The following is an 18990-nucleotide window of genomic DNA, read 5'->3' as shown; positions in this document are numbered from 1 at the left end:
ATCCGGGGGCCTATCCTCAGTGTGTCGACAGCCGATTAATGCCTACCGACTCGGACCTTTAGGCCGAAACCGGAAGTTCGGTACGCGTTTATTGAACTTACATCGTATGTGTAGGTCGCTGCGACTCCAGGCTCCCGGCCAGATAATTTTCGATTCGGGCACGGGTGGAACCGCCATCCTCATCGCTGAACTGCACGCCTATGCCGGCGGCACGAGATCCCTCGGCACCCTGGGGAGTCATCCAGATAATCTTTCCGGCTACCGGAATCCGTTCGGGTTCATCCATGAGATTCAGCAACATGAATACTTCTTCGCCCAAACCATAAGTCCGGCTGGTCGGAATGAACAGCCCACCGTTCTTAACGAATGGCATGTAGGCGGAGTACAGAACATTCTTGTCCCGAATCGTCAGAGACAGAATACCTTGGCGAAATTTGTTTTCAGTGGCACTCACGATAGATCCCGATCCGCTCGCGGCGAACGTCCGAGTTGCTCCCAATGAATCAAAAGCTCCTCCAACAGCAGGAGTCGGTTGACTTGGCCGTTCAACACCCGCTTGGCCTGCAGCAATAAATCCAAGAATTCGAACAAGCTCTTCAAGTGTAGTCGACGGACGAGAGCCTGCAAGCCCTCGGACAAATCCGGATTTTCCAGGCGGGAACAGCCTGGCACGCTGCGGAGGCGAATCAGGTCGATCGTCCATGATATGAGCCAGTCGACCAAATCTTCATAACCCAAGGTCGACCAGTGTTCCGCGAGAGAAACCGGGTCTCGACGCCGAAATGCCACATCCATGTACTCCGAAAATGCTATTCGCCTTTGTTCCACGACTTCCGATCCGGCTAGTGCCAATGCCTTCAACGGAGCGTGCCCCGCGGCAGCCAACAACGAAGCCGTGGCGGCGCCGGTACCCTGCGCCTCCAGCCATCGACTGACGCCGGCAGTGTCCGGAAGCGCGATCGGCAACCGCTGGCAACGGCTGAAAATGGTCGTCGGCAGAGCGGCAGGCATATCGGTCAGTAGCAACATGACAGTCTTTTCGCCCGGTTCCTCCAAGGTCTTCAAAAGCGCATTGGCAGCGCTGATATTCAGTTGATGCGCCTGGCAAAACACGACTATGCGATAACCACCATACTGCGGCTTGAGCGAAAGATTCGCGATCAGGTGCCGGACTGCGTCCACGGCGATCTGCTTTCCACGGTCCTCCGGCTCTAGCTTCAGGAAATCCGGGTGGGTTCCGGCGAGAAAGAGCCGGCATCCGGCACAAACGCCACACGCGAAGTTTCCCGGGTTCTTGCACAGTAGTTTTTGTGCGAAGATCTCGGCCAGATAGGTTTTCCCGATCCCTTCGATGCCGTGGATCAACAAGGCCTGCGGCAGCCTCTGAACGGCCAAATAAGCGTTCAGCCTTTGCCAGGCCCCGTCGAGCCAAGGATAACGAATACCGTCGGTTACTGCTGTCATCAGGTGTGACGCAATTCGTCCAGATGCTTCGCGATTTCGGCCTGGACATCCACCAGCGACTGTGTTGCGTCCAGCAGCTTGATGCGGTGAGGCCACTGTCGGGCCAGATCGCGATACGTTTCCCTGACCCGGGAGAAGAAAGCCGGCATTTCGGTTTCGAACCGGTCGAGGCTCCCCCTGCTTCTGGCCCGATCGAGTCCGATCTCCACGGGAGCGTCGAACAGTAACGTGAGATCGGGTTCTAGCCCTTTCTGCAACCACCCTTCGAGAAATCGAATCACCTTGGGGTCTATTCCTCGGCCGCCGCCCTGGTACGCATAGCTGGCATCGGTAAACCGGTCGCAAACGACCCAGATACCCTCAGTCAGCGCGGGCTCTATGACTTCTTCGATGTGTTGGGCGCGAGCGGCGAACATCAGCAGGAGTTCCGCCTGCGCGCTTATGCCTTGCGAATCGATCACCAGCCGGCGAATGGCTTCGCCTATGGGCGTTCCTCCGGGTTCACGGGTGACGAGAAACTGAATTCCGGACTGCTGGAGGTAATTTCGGATGAAATCCAGATTGGTGGTTTTGCCCACCCCCTCCCCACCTTCTAAGGTAATGAATTTTCCTCTAATCATGTCGGTGCATTTGAAACTGTTCGACCGCGTGCCGATGGTCTTCCAAATTATTGGAAAAGATATGTGTACCGTCCCCACGAGCGACAAAGTACAAACTATCTCCGGTCGCAGGATGCAGCGCTGCCCGGATCGAATCGAGACCCGGCATAGCTATCGGGGTGGGCGGTAGCCCGGAATGGACGTAGGTGTTATAAGGCGTATCTTTTCGCAAGTCCTCTTTCCGAATATTTCCTGAAAAATTATTGCCCAAACCGTAAATGATCGTCGGATCCGTTTGCAACAGCATGCCTTTGGCCAAACGTCGGATGAGCACCCCGGCGATATGGGGACGCTCATCCGCACGCGCCGTTTCCTTCTCGATGATCGAAGCCAGGATCAACGACTCATACGGCGTAGCATAAGAAAGCCCTTCAGCGCGATTGGCCCACTCCTGATCAAGTACCGCCTGCATTTTTCGGTGGGCCCGCTTTAGTACATCGATATCCGTCGTCCCTTTCGTTACGTAATAAGTGTCCGGATAGAAGCGTCCCTCCGGCTGCTCGTCGGGTGCTCCGATCATCTGCATAATCTCGCGGTGAGGTTTGCCGGTTGCCAGCCTTCTTAAAGGAGGCGTTTGACCCAGGGCGTTCAACACCTGCCGGAATGTCCATCCCTCCACCAGCGTAACGGGGTATTGGCGAACCTTGCCCGCGACAAACAGCGTGAGCACCTCCCGAAGTGTCATTCCGGGCGGAATTTCATATTCACCGTATTTCAAACGTCTGGCCGAACCGTCCAGGTAGGCCCGAACCCGGAACCAAATCGGGTTGGATACGATTCTCTGCTGGGAGAGTCTGGCAGTGATGCGTGCCAGGCTTTCGCCCTTGGCTATTTCGAAAACAGCCGGACTCTTCAGCCCTAACGGGCTGTCCAGCGCCCGCCGATAATCCATCCACAACCACCCGATCAGAAAACTGGCGGCGATGACGACAGTTCCGATCAGTCGTTGCGCGCCGCGACCAACTCGTTTTCCGCCTTCATCCTTAGCCATCGATCAATCTCTTGTGTAATTGGTCCCACGCCATAGGTTCGATGCTCGTATCGGCTGACTGGCCATAATCCAATCACGCAGTTCGTTAGAAACACCTCGTCGGCGGCGTCAAGTTCTTCGAGCGTAACACGCGACTCCAGCACGTCAATACCGTGCTCCAGAGCGGTCGCAATCGTTATTCCCCGCATGACTCCGGCGACACCGCAGCGGTCGATTTTCGGCGTATACAAAACGCCTTTCTTAATGAGGAACACATTGCTCATCGTGCCTTCGATGACGTAGCCATCGGCATCCAGCATAAGGCCTTCCCGAATCTCCTCGCCATTCCACTCCGCACGCGCAAGAATCTGTTCCAGACGATTCATGTGCTTGATGCCGGCCAAGGCGGGATTTATACCCAACCGGCTCTTGCAAAGCCGGGTTGCGACGCCGATTTTCCGTAAATCGGGCGGATAATCCGGCAGAGGATGCATACTCAGGACCCGAGTAACCTGGGGAAATTCCGGAATTCGGTAACCTCGCCCTCCGATTCCCCGGCTAATCTGTATCTTCAACACCCCTTTCGGATGCGCTGCACACAGTTTCCGCGCATCCACCTCTAGACTGTCCTTTCCGGGAAAAGGAATGAAAAGTTTTTGACAGTCACGCTCAAGACGAGCAAGGTGCAATGCAAAAAACAAAGGTAGTTCTTGACGAACCACGATTGTGGTGAATGTACCGTCCCCATACTGGAAGCCACGATCTGCCACCTCCACGCAATGTGTCGGCTGGCCGTTTACCAGAGTCGTCATACACGCCGCAACCACTCGACAATCTTAAATCGGCGAACCCAATAAACCTGCCCCAAGATAACAAAAAGCACGCGGTTGCGTGCTCTATGTACATGCCTGTCCGCTTGCCGTCAAAGACAAGGGGATCCATCCATCAAATGGAAAATTAATTGTACTTTTTGAAAATCAACGTACCGTTCGTGCCACCAAAGCCGAACGAGTTCGACATGACAATGTCCAGCTTCGTCTGACGCGCCGTATGGGGAACGTAATCGAGATCGCATTCCGGATCCGGATTATCCAGGTTGATGGTCGGCGGAATCAACTGATCTCTGAGCGCCAATACCGAAAATATCGCCTCAATGCCACCGGCAGCGCCCAGCATATGACCGGTCATGGACTTCGTCGAACTGACCGGGGTTTTATAAGCGTGATCGGCGAGTACGGATTTGATCGCCCGAGTTTCCGCGATATCACCGGCCGGCGTCGAGGTTCCGTGAGCATTGATGTAATCGATCCGGCTCGGATCGATGCCTGCATCCCTCAGCGCATTGCGCATGCAACGCGCCGCACCTTCGCCACCTTCCGGCGGCTGAGTCATATGATAGGCATCGGCGCTCATGCCGTAACCGATCAGTTCGGCATAGATCCGGGCGCCACGCTTTTTGGCGTGTTCCAGCTCTTCCAAAACTAAGACTCCGGCGCCATCGCTCAATACGAAACCGTCCCGGTCTTTATCCCAGGGACGACTGGCCCGCACCGGATCGTCGTTCCGCCGGGACAAAGCCCGCGCCGAAGCAAACCCTCCCAAGGATGTCGGCGATGTCGCCATCTCGGCACCGCCGGCGAGCATGACATCTGCATCGCCGTATTGAATTACGCGCGCAGCTTCCCCAATATTGTGAGTGCCCGTCGTGCAAGCGGTAACGATGGCGAAGTTCGGGCCTTTCAGCCCGAACCTGATGGAGACATTGCCCGAGATCATGTTGATGATGTTGCTGGGTACAAAGAACGGAGAAATTCTCCGTGGTCCGCCCTTCAAGAAAGCGTTATGTCCGTTCTCGATTCCCGTGATACCGCCGATGCCGGAACCAATGGCCACGCCAATCCGCTCCGAGTTTTCTGCAGTAACTTCAAGCCCCGAATCCTCGAACGCGTCGCAGCCTGCCGCAAGCCCGTAATGGATGAAAACATCCATTTTCTTGGCCTCTTTTTCGGGAATATACCGGGTAATATCGAATCCCTTGACACTTCCGCCGAAACGGGTCGAAAAATCAGAAACGTCAAAATACTCGATGGGTGCAATACCGCTTCTGCCGTCGAGCACGTTTCGCCAGGAATCACTCACCGTTAACCCGACGGGCGACACTGCGCCAAGTCCGGTAACGACCACGCGCCTTCTACTCAATCTATGTTCCTTAGCGGGGTGTAAACTAACAAAGACATTCCTGCCCCGCCAAGCCGAAAACCTTGCGGGGCGGCGGGATCAAATCAGATGTGGCTTTCGATGTAGTCTATCGCTTGCTGGACAGTGGTGATCTTTTCCGCGTCTTCGTCGGGAATCTCACATTCAAACTCTTCTTCCAAGGCCATCACCAGTTCGACCGTGTCCAAGGAATCGGCGCCGAGATCGTCGACGAAAGAAGCTTCATTGGAGACTTCTTCTTTTACGCCTAATTGCTCAGCCACGATCTTCTTAACACGCTCTGCTACATCACTCATCGTTTTATATCCTCAGCTGTTTTCTCTAGTATTGGTGAGTCGGGAAATTTTAATTTGAAACCCGGTGAATACAAGACTTTTCTCGAAAAAGAAAAACGTTGCCTGCTCAAGTCATTAGCGAATGCATTCTACCCGGAGATGCACGGAATCATGCCATGTGCATGCCGCCGTTCACGTGTAGGGTTTCGCCCGTAATGTAGGCTGAGTCATCCGAACACAAGAACGCCACCGCGCCCGCCACCTCCTCTGGGGCCCCCAATCGCGCCAAGGGAATGTTCTCCAGCAGCGCTTTTCGGTTTTCTTCGGGCAGTGCGCGTGTCATGTCGGTATCAATGAATCCCGGTGCTACAGCGTTGACGGTAATATTCCGAGATCCGACTTCTCTGGCGAGCGATTTGGTAAAGCCGATAATTCCGGCCTTAGCGGCCGCATAATTGGTCTGCCCGGCATTCCCCATCGCTCCGACGACAGAGGTAATATTGATCATTCGACCATCTCGGGCCTTCATCATTCCACGCAGAGCGGCTTTACACATGCGGTAAACCGAGGACAGGTTCGTACGGATGATGTCATCCCATTCCTCGTCTTTCATTCGCATTAGCAAGTTGTCTCGCGTTATTCCGGCGTTATTGACCAAAATAAGCGGGGCGCCGAACGCCTCATTCACCGCTTTGAAAAATTGCTCGACCGAATCGGACTCGGCCACGTCCAGCACCATACCTCTGCCATGAAATCCGCCTTCGGCCAGAGCCGCGGAAATAGCGTCAGCGCCGGACTCGCCGGTTGCCGTGCCTATGACGGTATGCCCATCCTTCGCCAGACGCAAAGCGATGGCGCGTCCGATTCCCCGACTGGCCCCGGTTACAACAGCGACTTTAGACGTCATTGAACAAGCTCCAATGCCTTAACCAAAGAATTCCGATCGAAAACGGCTTCGGTTCTGCATGCGGGAACGATTCTCTTGTTCAAACCGCTGAGAACCCGACCGGGACCGCATTCGACAAATCGGCTAACGCCCTGCTGGGACATGAATAGAATTGACTCGGCCCAGCGAACCGGGCTATATACCTGCTTTTCCAAAACCGCCCGAATGACCTCCGGCGCCGAATGGGACTGGACATCGACGTTATGGACGACTGCAATCGGTGGGATTTTGACAGCCGTTTCGGCCAGCATTTCGTGAATCTTCTCCGCAACACTTCTCATCAACGGACAATGAGATGGCACGCTGACCGGCAAAAGTACGGCGCGCTTTGCCCCCTCCGCCTTACCCAGTTCGATAGCCCGCGCCACGGCTGGCTGATGGCCTGCGATCACGATTTGGCCGGGCGCATTGAAGTTGGCCGGCGCGACAACCTCCGTTTCGGTCGATGCCTTGGCGCAAACCTCGACGACCTGGGTGTCGCTCAAGCCCAAAATTGCAGCCATCGCTCCGGTTTCCGGCGGCACCGCTTCCTGCATCAGCCGTCCGCGCTCGGCCACAAGCCGAACCGCATCTTCAAAAGCCAAAGCTCCCGAACATACCAGAGCAGCATATTCACCCAAGCTATGACCAGCCATCCAGGCAGGCCTCGCAGAAGTTCCTTTTGACCAAACTCGCCACGCCGCAACATCAGCAGCCAGCATCGCCGGCTGGGTATACTGCGTCAAATTAAGCTTTTCTTCGGGGCCGTTCCGCACCAAATCCCAAAGATCGTAGCCGAGCACTTCGGAAGCGATCCGAAAGGTGAATCCCACTTCGGCATTCTTCTCTGCCAAATCCGACAACATCCCTACGGACTGGGAACCTTGTCCTGGAAAAACAACGGCCAAGCCGTTGTCGACGAGATTTGTAGACATAAATTACCCTAGTACCGGATGAGAGCCGAACCCCATGCAAAACCGCCGCCGAAAGCTTCCATCAAAACCATCTGACCGCGCTGAATCCGTCCATCCCGAATCGCTTCGTTCAAAGCGAGAGGCACCGAGGCCGCCGATGTGTTGCCTTGCTTCTCGATCGTCATCACCACACGACCCATGGGCATTTGCAGCTTTTTTGCCGTAGCGGCAATAATGCGTATATTCGCTTGGTGGGGCACCAACCAGTGAATATCCGATTTCTGAAGATTATTGGCGGCCAAGGTCTCATCCACGATGCGCCCCAAGGTATTTACGGCAATTTTGAATACCTCATTACCCTGCATCTTCAAGAATTGGTCATCTTCTTCACTGTTCCGCAATCCGTTGCGGTTAGGAACGTACAGCAAATCCTGATACTGCCCGTCGGAATGGATATGTGTACTCAGGATTCCCGGCTCGTCCGCCGCTTCGAGCACGACCGCACCGGCACCATCGCCGAAAAGAATGCAGGTCGAGCGATCCGACCAGTCGATGATCCGCGAGGTGACTTCGCTGCCTACGACCAAAACCCGCCGGGCACTGCCGGCCCTGACATACTGGTCGGCAATACTGAGAGCGTAGATGAACCCGGAACACGCCGCCTGAACGTCAAACGCCGCACAATCCCGGACATTTAGCCGCTGTTGCAACAAGCAGGCGGTACTTGGAAAGACTCGATCAGGTGTACACGTCGCAACAATGACGAGATCGATTGTTCCCGCTTCGATCTCTGCCGATTCCAAAGCCTGACGCGCGGCAAACTCCGCCATGCTGGAAGCAGTCTCGTGCTTTCCGGCGATGCGGCGCTCGCGAATACCGGTACGCTCGATGATCCAGGCATCCGAGGTATCGACAGTCTCCGCAATTTGATCGTTCGTGAGAATGGTTTCGGGGAGGTAGCCGCCGGTTCCGAGAATCCGAGAGTACCGTCTCACGCGGTTTTCCTCTCAGCGAAAATTTCCGCTATGCGCTCGCCGATACGGCTCGGGACGGCCTTTTCGACTTCCTTGACCGCAATGCCGATGGCATTCGCGAAGGCCAGACGATCGGCGTTTCCGTGACTCTTGATCACGATGCCGCGTAGCCCCAAGAGGCTTGCGCCATTATAACGGCGGTGATCGAATTGCCTTTTGAAGGAATGTAGTACCGGCATAGCGGCCAATCCGGCGAGCTTGGCAAGAATATTCCTGCCGAACGCCTGCTTGATTGAATGATTGATCATTTTCGCGAGACCCTCGCTGGTTTTAAGCGCCACATTGCCGACAAAGCCGTCAGTCACGACGATATCCACGTTTCCCGAGTAAAGGTCGTTCCCTTCGACGTAGCCGATGAAATTGATGTGGGCACCAGCCAATAATTTGGCGGCTTCCTTGACCTGTTCGTTTCCCTTTATTTCTTCTTCGCCGATATTAAGCAAACCCACCCGCGGATTATCCTTATCCTCGACCGCACGCACGAGTTCGTAACCCATCACCGCGAATTGATAGAGATGTTCGGCCGAACAATCCACATTGGCACCGAGATCCAGCACATGGGTGTGCCCCCCCATGGACGGCACGGCAGAGATTATCGCCGGCCGGTCGACTCCCGGTATCGTTTTGAGGACAAATTTTGCGATCGCCATCAACGCGCCGGTATTCCCGGCACTGACGCAGGCGTCTGCAACCCCTTCCTTGACCAGGTCGATTGCAACCCGCATGGATGAATCCTTCTTGCCGCGAAGCGCCTTGGCTGGAGACTCGTGCATTTCAACTGTCTGGGAAGCGTGATGAAGGCTAATCCGGTCGCCGAGCCGTGTCAGCGCATCTCCCATATGTTGGCGAAGTACATTTTCATCGCCCACAAAGATCAGCCTTAAGTGGGGATTACTTTCGGCACTGTCCAGAGCCGCCGGAACGATCACGGAGGGGCCGTGATCGCCGCCCATGGCATCCAAAGCGATGGTCGGCTTCTTGTTCATAATTCTTGTTCGATCAATCGAGCGGCAAACTCAGCAGAAACAACGACTAAGGAACCGCAACGATTCCGGCTCCAAGTCAATCCGGACGGCGACTTTACTCTTCGCTTATTTCGTCTTTACTGGCAACAACCTTACGTCCCCGATAATAGCCATCCGGGCTGACATGGTGCCGAAGATGAGTTTCGCCCGTGGTGGGCTCGATAGAAAGTGCATTGGCTTTCAAAGCGTCATGCGCCCGACGCATACCTCGCTTGGAACGCGTTTTACGATTTTGCTGTACGGCCATTTAAAAGCTCCTAGTTTCGAATAGTTTTCAGTCGTGCCAACACGGCAAAAGGATTCTCACGGGAATCCGTATTAGTTTCTGCTTCTGTTTCTGTATTGGGCGAAGCACAATGGGAATGCTGGGGAATCGCCGGAATCGCCAGCAGCAGTTCGTCCGCCACGATGTCCGCCACACCGATCAGACCCGTTTCGTCGAGGAGCAAGGGCTCAAGCGGTTCAGGAAGTATATTTCCCTCATCAATGGAACTGACAACACCTAGATGTACTTCATCGCGCATCGACCAGACCAAGGGCTCCAGGCAACACTGGCATTCCAGCAACAGATTGGCTTCCACCCACCCAGAAATCACTGCACGCCGGCCTTCTTTTTTAAATTCAAGATCGAATTTTGCCTCACCTTCACCATTCAACACCATGTCTCGTATACGATCCATCTTGTTCAAAGGTATTGATCCGACGATCCGTCGCCTCTTTTCCGCGAACTCCAATGGATCAATCAAATCAGGCAAACGGTCAAGCATAATCGTGCAATGATATCGAGAAAAGCCAAAAGCTGTCAAAATCGCTTCTCTATCCTGGCTTTGACTACTCCAATATCCACTCTAATCCGGCATCATGACAAAAATTGTTTTGGCATCCAGTTCCCGCTATCGTCAAGACTTGCTGAAGAAGCTGCTGCCTGAGTTTGACTCGGCTTCGCCCGGAATAGTCGAAATGTCCGAAGTCGGTGAGACGCCGGATTGCCAGGCGTTGCGTTTGGCAAAGCAAAAGGCCGCTGCCGTGGCGCCTCGTTTCCCCGACCGTCTGATCGTCGGCTCCGACCAGATTGCGGTTCTGGACGGGAAACAATTAGTTAAACCGATGACGCGTGATAACGCAATTCGGCAACTTTGCGCGGCTTCCGGCCGACGTGTCGAGGTTTATACCGCTGTGTGCGTCCTGCATGCCGCCACGGGCGAAATGAAAGCCGAAATCGACCGCTGCTTGGTGCACTTTCGTAAACTATCTCGGGAGGAAATCGAACGCTACGTCGATCGAGACCAGCCTCTCGACTGCGCCGGAGGATTCAAGTCCGAAGGTTTAGGGATCGTACTGTTTGAAAAATTCGAGGGAGATGACCCTAACGCACTGGTCGGACTTCCGCTCCTTCGCCTCGCTCGCTTGCTCGGAAGCTTCGGAGTTCAGGTCATTTGAGTCAATGCCGCACGTAAGCATCCGGCACGAACAGGGCGGCGGTGTCGGCGAATTGTTCGGCCGCTTTGGACATGGCGGCAACGATCTGGGTCTCATCCAGACGTATTGCGGCATTGACTTCATCCGGAATCGTCTGAATGACGTCATCGATAGGAAATCCGAGCATTGATACGGTTTTCAGTCGATTGGCGAGATATAAGAGGCTGGTCTCCAAACGGAATCTCTCGGCTCTTTCGGGCTCGAGATGCCAGCGAATCGTTTCTTGCAGAGCCGACGGCATTTTCCACGCCTTGGCCAACTCAGCACCGATCTCGGCATACGTAAAGCCGAGTAAATCCTTTTCCAAATGGGGAATCAAGCGATCGTCACCCGCGGCAGATAAAAGGATTTTCCGCGCCGCTTCCGGCAAACGCATGTAGATGATCAAAGCACCGATGCGATGCAACAGCCCGGCAACGAACAAACGCTCGCAGTGCAAGACTGCAGCTTCCTTGGCCAATAGACGAGCAATAACGCCGCAAAAGAGGCTGTTCAACCAAAAGTCGTTCATACTGACCAAACACGCCGGGATCTTGCGGAACCCATGCATGACCGCGGTTGTCAGCGCTAAACTGTAAAGGGCGTCGGCGCCGACCAACCCGACCGCGCGAGTAATGGTCTCGATACGCCCTGAGAAGCCGTAAAAAGGGCTATTGACTATCTTCAGCAACCGAGCGGTAAGAGCAGGGTCTTGCCCAATCGCCTCAGCGACTTCCCTGATCGAAAATTCATCATTTTCTAAAATGGCGGAAACCCTCGCAACCGTAACCGGCGGTGATAACAATTGAGTTGTTCCCTTGACCAGGGTTTCCGGCGTTTCGGCTACAAGCATCAATTAAAGTGGCGGTAATAGTTGAGAACCCGGGTGACGTATGCCTGAGTCTCTTGAAAGGGAGGAACCTTATTTCCATATTTGATGACGTTGTTTTCTCCTGCGTTATAGGCCGCCACAGCCAATCTGACGTCTGACTGGAACATAGCGATCAAGTCCCTCAGATATCTCGCGCCGCCTTCTATATTTTCGCCTGGGTCGTAAGGGTCACGGACACCGTAACGGCTTGCAGTTTCAGGCATGAGTTGCATAAGGCCGACGGCACCTTTGCTGGACACCGCCGCCGGATTATAAGAGGACTCAGCGCGAATGACCGCGTGCAACAATGCCGGATCAAGGCTGTATTTGCTGGCTGCTGCATCGATCAAAGAAGCATATTGCCTACGAAATTTTTCCGCATATCCACGTGCCGCCAATGATCGCTTCTGACCCTGGGGGCGCGAAAAGGCAACGGGCGTCTTGATAATCAGCTGATAGCCGGAATGCTTGGGGTTATCCGTATAAAAGACATGTCCGGCGCTATCTACATACTTAAAAACATCCGCACCGGCCGAGCCCGAAATAAGAAAGGATAAAAGTGCCAGCCAGCGTTTTATTCTTGATGGTCTGAACATCACTTTTCCGCCTGTTGACCGTCGCCATGTCGTCAGAGGAAAAGTTTTGCACGAATCTGGTTTTTTGCAAATCAGACAACGTGACTGTAGTCTTAAACACCATACTTGTTCTAATTGGGCGACTAACCCACCAATGGCTTGATCAGCCCTACCGCCGTTGTCGCCCGGTTTCGCGCTTCCTCGATGGGGTTGCCGGCGGCCAAAGCCACGCCGAGTCTACGACGCGGATGGGATATCGGCTTGCCGAACAGCCGGATTTCGGTTTCCGGCACGGTAAGTGCCTCGCCAACCCCGTCGAATACGATACCCTCGCCTTCAACTTGACCGTAAATCACTGCGCTAGCCCCCGGGTTTCGGAGAGCGGTCGATACGGGAAATCCCAGCATGGCTCGAGCATGCAATTCGAACTCGTTCTGCGCCTGAGTAATCATGGTCACCATCCCCGTATCATGAGGTCTCGGACTGATCTCGCTGAACCAGACCCGGTCTCCTTTAACGAACAGCTCCACGCCAAAAACTCCGCGTCCGCCCAGATTGTCCGTGACAACTTTCGCGATACGCCGGGCCTCCGCTATCGCAGTACCGCTCATGGGCTGCGGCTGCCAACTCTCGACATAATCGCCGAGTTCTTGCCGGTGGCCAATGGGTTCGCAAAAATAGGTCGCTACGCCAGCGTCGCCGTTGCAAGCGCGCACCGTCAGCAAGGTAATTTCAAAATCGAACTCGATTTTACCCTCCACGATAACTTTGGTGTCTTTAACCCGTCCTCCCGACTGTGCGTGCTCCCAGGCTTTTTCCAAATCAGCATCGCCTCGAAGCAATGATTGCCCTTTTCCCGAAGACGACATTACAGGCTTGACGAAGCACGGGTAACCGACCGCTTGGACAGCGCTCTTCAGCGAATCTAGAGAATCGGCAAACGCATAGGGCGAAGTAGGCAAACCAAGCTCTTCCGCAGCCAAACGGCGAATCCCCTCTCGATTCATCGTCAAGCAGACGGCGCGCGCCGTTGGAATCACTTCCGCACGACCGCCCTGCTCAATCTCGGCCAAAGCCTCCGTAGCGATTGCTTCGAGCTCCGGCACGATGATGTCCGGTTTTTCCATCTCGACCAGCCGTTTTACGGCTTCACCGTCGGTCATGTCGATCATGTGAGCACAATGTGCCACGTGCTGAGCCGGCGCATTGGGATAACGGTCCACGGCAACGACTTCGACACCATAACGCTGCAGAGCGATGGCGACCTCCTTGCCGAGCTCACCGCTACCTAGGAGCATGACGCGCGTGGCGCTGCGTGTCAGTGCGGTACCAATTTTCATGGTGATCTCCTTAAGTTCAGACCTTTTCCAGTAGACTTAGCCTGGAGTTCTCTAAAGTACCAAATGGGGCAAGAAAGGTTTAGACGTTTAATATATTGGTCGTTGTCTTACTGCTGCCTAATGCCGGCTTTGCGCCGTGTCGCGCCTTGTCAGGCGGCTATGTTCCCGGGCTGGGAAAGTAACCAACCACGGCGACCGAACCGGAAAGGCACAATCCGGAAGGACGTAAGAAGTCTCCGTTACTAGAAGAATATGCCGATTCAAACTCTCGGCGAAACAATTCAAATCTCATCTTGCTAGAAATCCCGTCGGACCATAACGCACAGCAGTTCAAACTCGCATTACCTCACATCCTTCGTGGGACCGCGACGTTCAGCGGCCTGGCAAATTTCGGGGCGACGTGTGTAAACGTCCCACAAATCCTCGCCGGCTGTGAAATCGAGCTACGTAGCCGCGCTCGTGTTTTTCCACGCCTCTTCCAAGCGCTTTGCCGACACCGGATACGGCGTTTTCAGTTGTTGGGCAAACAAAGAAACACGAAATTCCTCGAGCTTCCAGCGGAAAGCGTCCCGCTCCGGTACGCTCCGTCCCCGAGCAGCTTTTACGGCACTCCAGTAGCGCCCCCAGAAAAGCTCAATCTCCTTGAACTGCTTTTGATCTCGTTGAGGGTCTTGGTCGGACTTTTCGATACGGTGCAGCATAGCTTTGAGATAACGCGGGATCTCCCTGATTTGCGCGTATGGGGTTGTAATCCAGAATCCCGAATAGAGCAGTAATTCTAACTGTTCGAGTATATTCTGCTTGACGGGCCTGGTCGGCCGCATCTTCAGCTTTGCCTGCACTTCGGCGTACAGCTGGAGCACGGCTTGTGCGGTACGCGCCATTTCTTCGGCCTTAAGGACCATTTCTGCCTTCCGGTCTCCAAGACGTTTCTCGAATTCATCTCGGTCGCGGATATCTGGTTGTCCCTCCAAAAACAATACGCCCATAACCCGGTCCAAAAGATCCTCACGCAGTTCGCGGCCGGTCTTCAGATCAGGATAAAGGAATGGATGCGCTGGCATCTGTCGGTACAAGAATTCTGCCTGGGCATTGAGTGCGAGATTCCGTTTCAAATATTTGAGCTCTTTGACCAAAGCCAACCGGAATAGCCGAACAAGACCCCGTTCTTGCTGTCGCGAAGCTTCCTCCGGAGTATCGAACACGCGTACACCTACCGTTTCGCCTTCATCGACCGTCGCTGGAAAACCATAGATCGTCTGACCATCGTGCCGCCCGTCGAAACATTGGGGTAACTCCCCGAAACTCCAACTCTTGCAGCCCGTATGAAGATAAGCCTGCCGAGCCAGTTGTTGAAAATTCTTATTTGCATCGGCGGAATGGCGGGCTTTGAGGTCGTTGAGATCGCGCGAACGGTCAATAACGGCCTTGAACTCGTCCACCACGGCGAAATTCATGCGCAGATGTACCGGCAGCACGTCTTCTCGGAAAGAATCAAGTGACACGGCGATACCTCCGGTCTTTTTCAACGCCGACGAAAGCTGCCCATAGAACGAACCATGCCCGTAGTCCAGCATGGGCAACACTCGGTCGGCATGTTCCGGTGCCGGTACGAAATGGATACGCAGCGTCTTCGGCAAAGACTTTATGAGTGCGACGGTCTTTTCTCTGAGCAGGCCCGGCACCAACCAGATGAACGGCTCGGGATCGAGCTGGTTCAGGAGATGCAGCGGCACCATGGCCGTTACCCCGTCGTCCTCGTGTCCCGGCTCGAATCGGTACTGCAACTGGAACCGCAACGGCCCTACCTGAAAGTAGTCCGGAAAATTCTTAGAATCCAGCGAAGTGTCTTCCTTTGCTGTAATGTCTGCCCGGCTCAGCTTGAGAATATCGGGCTTGCGCGCCTCCGCCGCCTTGCGCCAACGCTCGAAGGTGACGCCGTTGACCACATCCTGCGGGATACGTTCGTCGAACCAGCGGAACAGCCAGTCCTCGTCCACCAGCAGATCGGCCCGCCGCCCCTTGTGCTGAAGATAATCCGCTTCCTCCAAAAGTTTCAGATTGTGCAGGAAGAAGGGAGCCTTGCTGTCGTAATCCATGTGCACAAGGGCGCGGCGGATAAACATTTCCCGAGCTTCCTGTGGATTGATCCTTTCGTACGGAATTTTGCGCCCCGCCTGAATAACGAGTCCGAACAGCGTCGTGCGCTCATGCACCGCCGCGCGTGCCACCTTGCGCTCCCAGTGTGGATCGTAGTGTTGTTGCTTGACGAGATGAGCCCCGACCTTCTCGATCCATCCCGGCTCTATCTTGGCCACGGTGCGGGCGTAGACCTTGGTCGTTTCCACCTGCTCGGCCGACATGATCCACTTAGGCTTGGACTTAAACAAAAAGGAACCGGGATGAATGAACAACTTGGTACCCCGCGCCCCGACGTATTCGTTCTGCTCTTGCTTGAGACAGACATTAGACAGAAGGCCCGCAAGCAGCGCCCTATGGATTTCGCCGTATTCACCTGGCGCCTGGTTCAGTTTCAGGTCCAGTTCGCCCTTCACCACCTCCATGATCTGGCCATGAATGTCGCGCCACTCCGACATCCGCACGTAGGACAGAAAATTGTCTCGACACCATTGACGCAACTTGGATTTCGACAAGTGCTTCTTCTGTTCCTCGTATTCGTTCCATAGCTTTAAGAAGGACAGAAAATCAGAATTCTCATCCCGAAAGCGGGCATGCTTCTGATCGGCATTCGAAGCCTGATCGGCGGGGCGCTCACGGGGATCCGGCACGCTCAGGGCAGCAACGATGATAGCAATTTCGCTCAGGCAATGTTCTTCCGCTCCGGCCAATAGCATACGCCCGAGTTTCGGGTCTACCGGCAGCTTTGCGAGTTTACGACCGATATCGGTGATCAGCCCGCGGTCATCCAGCGCAGTGACCTCCTGCAAGGTCCGAAGACCATCTCGGATCAGCCGGGCGTCGGGTGGTTCCACAAAGGGAAACTTCGAAATATCTCCCAGCCTCAGAGCGTGCATTTGCAGAATGACCGCCGCCAAATTGGTACGGAGTATTTCCGGATCGGTAAATTCGGGCCGGTTGAAATGATCCTGTTCAGAATACAAGCGGATCGCGATTCCGGGTCCGACCCGTCCACAGCGGCCGGAGCGCTGGTTGGCCGAGGCGCGGGAAATCTTCTCGATCGGGAGGCGTTGCAATTTGCTACGGTGGCTGTAACGACTGATACGAGCGTAGCCGGTATCGATCACCGAGCGGATACCGGGCACGGTAAGCGATGTTTCCGCGACGTTGGTCGCGAGTACGATGCGACGCGTACCCGAAGGCTTGAATACCCGCTCCTGCTCGGATTGAGACAGGCGCGAATATAACGGCAGAATTTCACATTTCGACGGGTGGTGCTTGCGCAGCGACTCTGCGGTCTCGCGGATTTCGCGCTCGCCACTCAGAAAGACGAGGATGTCTCCCGGCTGCTCACGCCACAGTTCATCCACGGCGTTAACAATCGCCATCTGTTCGGCGCGGTCGGTTTCATCGCCCTCCTCGACTTCAACCGGCCGATAACGAATATCCACCGGATAGGTGCGCCCCGATACGTTGATGATGGGCGCGTTCCCAAAATGCCCGGCGAAACGTTCCGGGTCGATGGTGGCGGAAGTGATTATGAGCTTCAAATCTCGGCGCTTGCGCAGCAACCATTTCAGATAGCCCAGCAGAAAATCGATATTGAGACTCCGCTCGTGCGCCTCATCCACGATCAAAGTGTCATATTGATCGAGAAAGCGATCGTGCTGAGTTTCGGCCAGCAGGATGCCGTCCGTCATCAGCTTGATCAAGCTTTCGGGCCTAGTGTGATCTTGAAATCGAACCTTATAACCGACCGCCTGCCCCAGAGGCTGGTTGAGCTCCTCGGCAATCCGCGCGGCGACGGTTCGAGCCGCAATACGACGGGGCTGGGTGTGGCCTATATAACCGGCAACACCACAGCCAGCCTCGAGACAGATTTTCGGCAATTGGGTCGTTTTGCCGGAACCGGTCTCTCCGCAAACGACGATCACCTGATGATCCCGTATATTATCGAGAATCTCTGCTTTTCTTTCGACGACCGGAAGCTGCTCTGGGTAATCAAGCTTCGGAAGGCTTTCAGCTCGAAGCTGCCTGTGTGCCATGGATTGGCTGATTGAATCCGTCAGCGCCTGCAGTCGATCGGCAGCGGTTTGGTCTCGGCGTATTTCTGCTTGCAGGCGCGAAAGCTTCTTCGCCAGATGATAGCGGTCTCTGCGAAGGCAAAGATCGAGATTTCGTTCGATTTGTTCAAGAATCTCCAGCATTGGGAGAAGAATGATTCATTTTGATTCGTGTTTAACGAGACCGTTGCGTTTTCAGCAGCGGCCCCTTCAGTAGGAATCCTCAGTCGCCAGTTGGATCGATGTGCCGCCAATGTGGTATGGAAACGGCCGGTACAGGCTGTGTCTCGCATGTTTGCGCAAAAATCGTCCGATAGCGGTATTGGTCCGGCGTATTGATTGTAAACGAGACTGAGACATGCTGAGTATTTCAGAGCAAAAAAGCAGCGGGGGTAGGAATGAGATTATACCGAATTCAATTCGGTCGATATTTCAGCGCCGTGTGGAGTAGGGAATAGTTTCTGAAAAAAGGAAAGCCCCGGGGTTTGAGCCTCGGGGCTTTAGGGAAGAGGAGCCTGGCGGTGACCTACTTTCGCACAGGGAACTGCACTATCATCGGCGCTGAGCGGTTTCACTTCCGAGGTCGGGATGGGATCGGGTGGTTCCCGCTCGCTCTGGCCACCAGGCAAAACTGGTTTCATGTCGAGCTGTTTTTGTTGCTTGGCTCTTCACTCGGACAATGTACACGGCGTTTGGTGTCTTCACCCAAACGGTTTGGGTGTTATATGGTCAAGCCTCACGGGCAATTAGTATGGGTTAGCTTCAGCCATTACTGACCGTCCACATCCCACCTATCAACCTGGTGGTCTTCCAGGGCCCTTCAGGGGACTCGAAGTCCCAGGGAGATCTCATCTTGGGAGGGGCTTCCCGCTTAGATGCTTTCAGCGGTTATCCTGTCCGAACATAGCTACCCGGCTGTGCCACTGGCGTGACAACCGGAACACCAGAGGTTCGTTCACTCCGGTCCTCTCGTACTAGGAGCAACTTCCCTCAAATCTCCAACGCCCACGGCAGATAGGGACCGAACTGTCTCACGACGTTCTAAACCCAGCTCGCGTACC

At 54.7% G+C, this 18990-nt stretch carries 18 protein-coding genes and 2 rRNA genes (1 of these 20 cut by a window edge); 1 reads left to right on the top strand and 19 read right to left on the bottom strand.

All coding sequences use genetic code 11. The annotated features are described in order from the left end of the window. Positions 1 to 97: 97 nt before the first annotated feature. From sS8_RS22870 to sS8_RS22810, 13 genes are all read right to left on the bottom strand, one after another. Positions 98 to 454, bottom strand: coding sequence for a PilZ domain-containing protein (locus sS8_RS22870; protein WP_197716606.1), 357 nt, complete (start codon positions 452 to 454; stop codon positions 98 to 100). Continuing rightward, the gene (locus sS8_RS22865) at positions 451 to 1464 is read right to left on the bottom strand and encodes a DNA polymerase III subunit delta' (RefSeq protein ID WP_119631789.1); all 1014 of its coding nucleotides are present in this window, start codon (positions 1462 to 1464) and stop codon (positions 451 to 453) included. Before sS8_RS22865 ends, sS8_RS22870 begins: the two co-directional genes overlap by 4 nt. After that, a complete protein-coding gene (gene tmk / locus sS8_RS22860) occupies positions 1464 to 2084 on the bottom strand; it encodes a dTMP kinase (RefSeq protein ID WP_119631788.1) in 621 nt (206 codons plus the stop codon). The genes sS8_RS22865 and tmk overlap by 1 nt, the downstream gene beginning before the upstream one ends. Next, positions 2077 to 3114, bottom strand: a complete 1038-nt coding sequence (gene mltG / locus sS8_RS22855) for an endolytic transglycosylase MltG (protein WP_119631787.1) — start codon at positions 3112 to 3114, stop codon at positions 2077 to 2079. The genes tmk and mltG overlap by 8 nt, the downstream gene beginning before the upstream one ends. Further along, positions 3063 to 3905 carry an aminodeoxychorismate lyase gene (gene pabC / locus sS8_RS22850; RefSeq protein ID WP_119632966.1) on the bottom strand — a complete coding sequence of 281 codons (843 nt, stop codon included), beginning with the start codon at positions 3903 to 3905 and terminating at the stop codon, positions 3063 to 3065. Before pabC ends, mltG begins: the two co-directional genes overlap by 52 nt. 145 nt (positions 3906 to 4050) lie before the next feature. Continuing rightward, complete coding sequence (fabF, locus tag sS8_RS22845; protein ID WP_119631786.1) at positions 4051 to 5292, bottom strand: beta-ketoacyl-ACP synthase II; 1242 nt, start codon at positions 5290 to 5292, stop codon at positions 4051 to 4053. An 83-nt stretch (positions 5293 to 5375) separates the two neighbouring features. Further along, positions 5376 to 5606, bottom strand: coding sequence for an acyl carrier protein (gene acpP, locus sS8_RS22840; protein ID WP_026609307.1), 231 nt, complete (start codon positions 5604 to 5606; stop codon positions 5376 to 5378). Positions 5607 to 5754: 148 nt separating this feature from the next. Beyond that, entirely contained in the window at positions 5755 to 6492 is a 738-nt protein-coding gene (gene fabG / locus sS8_RS22835) for a 3-oxoacyl-ACP reductase FabG (protein WP_119631785.1), read from the bottom strand. After that, entirely contained in the window at positions 6489 to 7445 is a 957-nt protein-coding gene (gene fabD / locus sS8_RS22830; protein WP_119631784.1) for an ACP S-malonyltransferase, read from the bottom strand. The genes fabG and fabD overlap by 4 nt, the downstream gene beginning before the upstream one ends. 8 nt (positions 7446 to 7453) lie before the next feature. Next, a complete protein-coding gene (locus sS8_RS22825) occupies positions 7454 to 8419 on the bottom strand; it encodes a beta-ketoacyl-ACP synthase III (RefSeq protein ID WP_119631783.1) in 966 nt (321 codons plus the stop codon). Next, entirely contained in the window at positions 8416 to 9444 is a 1029-nt protein-coding gene (gene plsX, locus sS8_RS22820) for a phosphate acyltransferase PlsX (protein ID WP_119631782.1), read from the bottom strand. The genes sS8_RS22825 and plsX overlap by 4 nt, the downstream gene beginning before the upstream one ends. Positions 9445 to 9538: 94 nt before the next feature. After that, positions 9539 to 9730 carry a 50S ribosomal protein L32 gene (gene rpmF / locus sS8_RS22815; RefSeq protein ID WP_119631781.1) on the bottom strand — a complete coding sequence of 64 codons (192 nt, stop codon included), beginning with the start codon at positions 9728 to 9730 and terminating at the stop codon, positions 9539 to 9541. 10 nt (positions 9731 to 9740) lie between these two features. Continuing rightward, positions 9741 to 10250 (bottom strand): YceD family protein, encoded by a 510-nt coding sequence (locus sS8_RS22810; RefSeq protein ID WP_119631780.1) that lies wholly within the window; start codon positions 10248 to 10250, stop codon positions 9741 to 9743. A 94-nt stretch (positions 10251 to 10344) separates the two neighbouring features. Here sS8_RS22810 and sS8_RS22805 point away from each other — a divergent pair, with 94 nt between their 5' ends. Next, the gene (locus sS8_RS22805) at positions 10345 to 10923 is read left to right on the top strand and encodes a Maf family protein (RefSeq protein WP_119631779.1); all 579 of its coding nucleotides are present in this window, start codon (positions 10345 to 10347) and stop codon (positions 10921 to 10923) included. Between the two features lies 1 nt (position 10924). On the opposite strand, the gene sS8_RS22800 is transcribed toward sS8_RS22805, so the two are convergent. From sS8_RS22800 to sS8_RS22775, 6 genes are all read right to left on the bottom strand, one after another. Continuing rightward, the gene (locus sS8_RS22800) at positions 10925 to 11794 is read right to left on the bottom strand and encodes an HDOD domain-containing protein (protein WP_119631778.1); all 870 of its coding nucleotides are present in this window, start codon (positions 11792 to 11794) and stop codon (positions 10925 to 10927) included. Beyond that, positions 11794 to 12408: a lytic transglycosylase domain-containing protein gene (locus sS8_RS22795; RefSeq protein WP_119631777.1), complete on the bottom strand. Its 615-nt coding sequence runs from the start codon at positions 12406 to 12408 to the stop codon at positions 11794 to 11796. Before sS8_RS22795 ends, sS8_RS22800 begins: the two co-directional genes overlap by 1 nt. A gap of 122 nt (positions 12409 to 12530) precedes the next feature. After that, positions 12531 to 13727 (bottom strand): formate-dependent phosphoribosylglycinamide formyltransferase, encoded by a 1197-nt coding sequence (purT, locus tag sS8_RS22790; protein ID WP_119631776.1) that lies wholly within the window; start codon positions 13725 to 13727, stop codon positions 12531 to 12533. A 443-nt stretch (positions 13728 to 14170) separates the two neighbouring features. Next, positions 14171 to 18073, bottom strand: a complete 3903-nt coding sequence (gene hrpA, locus sS8_RS22785) for an ATP-dependent RNA helicase HrpA (RefSeq protein ID WP_119631775.1) — start codon at positions 18071 to 18073, stop codon at positions 14171 to 14173. 369 nt (positions 18074 to 18442) lie between these two features. Beyond that, a 5S ribosomal RNA gene (gene rrf, locus sS8_RS22780) occupies positions 18443 to 18555 on the bottom strand. 99 nt (positions 18556 to 18654) lie between these two features. Then, positions 18655 to 18990, bottom strand: a 23S ribosomal RNA gene (locus tag sS8_RS22775) (it continues 2555 nt past the right edge of the window).

Source organism: Methylocaldum marinum, assembly GCF_003584645.1.
Lineage (GTDB): Bacteria > Pseudomonadota > Gammaproteobacteria > Methylococcales > Methylococcaceae > Methylocaldum > Methylocaldum marinum.
The sequence above is the reverse complement of the archived record's forward strand: the minus strand, read 5'-3'. Positions and strand labels throughout refer to the sequence as shown.

Coding starts and splice junctions, on each gene's coding strand:
- sS8_RS22865 (WP_119631789.1), bottom strand. CDS start 1,464: ATGACAGCAGTAACCGACGGTATTCGTTATCCTTGGCTCGACGGGGCC.
- tmk (WP_119631788.1), bottom strand. CDS start 2,084: ATGATTAGAGGAAAATTCATTACCTTAGAAGGTGGGGAGGGGGTGGGC.
- mltG (WP_119631787.1), bottom strand. CDS start 3,114: ATGGCTAAGGATGAAGGCGGAAAACGAGTTGGTCGCGGCGCGCAACGA.
- pabC (WP_119632966.1), bottom strand. CDS start 3,905: ATGACGACTCTGGTAAACGGCCAGCCGACACATTGCGTGGAGGTGGCA.
- acpP (WP_026609307.1), bottom strand. CDS start 5,606: ATGAGTGATGTAGCAGAGCGTGTTAAGAAGATCGTGGCTGAGCAATTA.
- fabG (WP_119631785.1), bottom strand. CDS start 6,492: ATGACGTCTAAAGTCGCTGTTGTAACCGGGGCCAGTCGGGGAATCGGA.
- fabD (WP_119631784.1), bottom strand. CDS start 7,445: ATGTCTACAAATCTCGTCGACAACGGCTTGGCCGTTGTTTTTCCAGGA.
- plsX (WP_119631782.1), bottom strand. CDS start 9,444: ATGAACAAGAAGCCGACCATCGCTTTGGATGCCATGGGCGGCGATCAC.
- rpmF (WP_119631781.1), bottom strand. CDS start 9,730: ATGGCCGTACAGCAAAATCGTAAAACGCGTTCCAAGCGAGGTATGCGT.
- sS8_RS22810 (WP_119631780.1), bottom strand. CDS start 10,250: ATGCTTGACCGTTTGCCTGATTTGATTGATCCATTGGAGTTCGCGGAA.
- sS8_RS22805 (WP_119631779.1), top strand. CDS start 10,345: ATGACAAAAATTGTTTTGGCATCCAGTTCCCGCTATCGTCAAGACTTG.
- sS8_RS22800 (WP_119631778.1), bottom strand. CDS start 11,794: ATGCTTGTAGCCGAAACGCCGGAAACCCTGGTCAAGGGAACAACTCAA.
- sS8_RS22795 (WP_119631777.1), bottom strand. CDS start 12,408: ATGTTCAGACCATCAAGAATAAAACGCTGGCTGGCACTTTTATCCTTT.
- purT (WP_119631776.1), bottom strand. CDS start 13,727: ATGAAAATTGGTACCGCACTGACACGCAGCGCCACGCGCGTCATGCTC.
- hrpA (WP_119631775.1), bottom strand. CDS start 18,073: ATGCTGGAGATTCTTGAACAAATCGAACGAAATCTCGATCTTTGCCTT.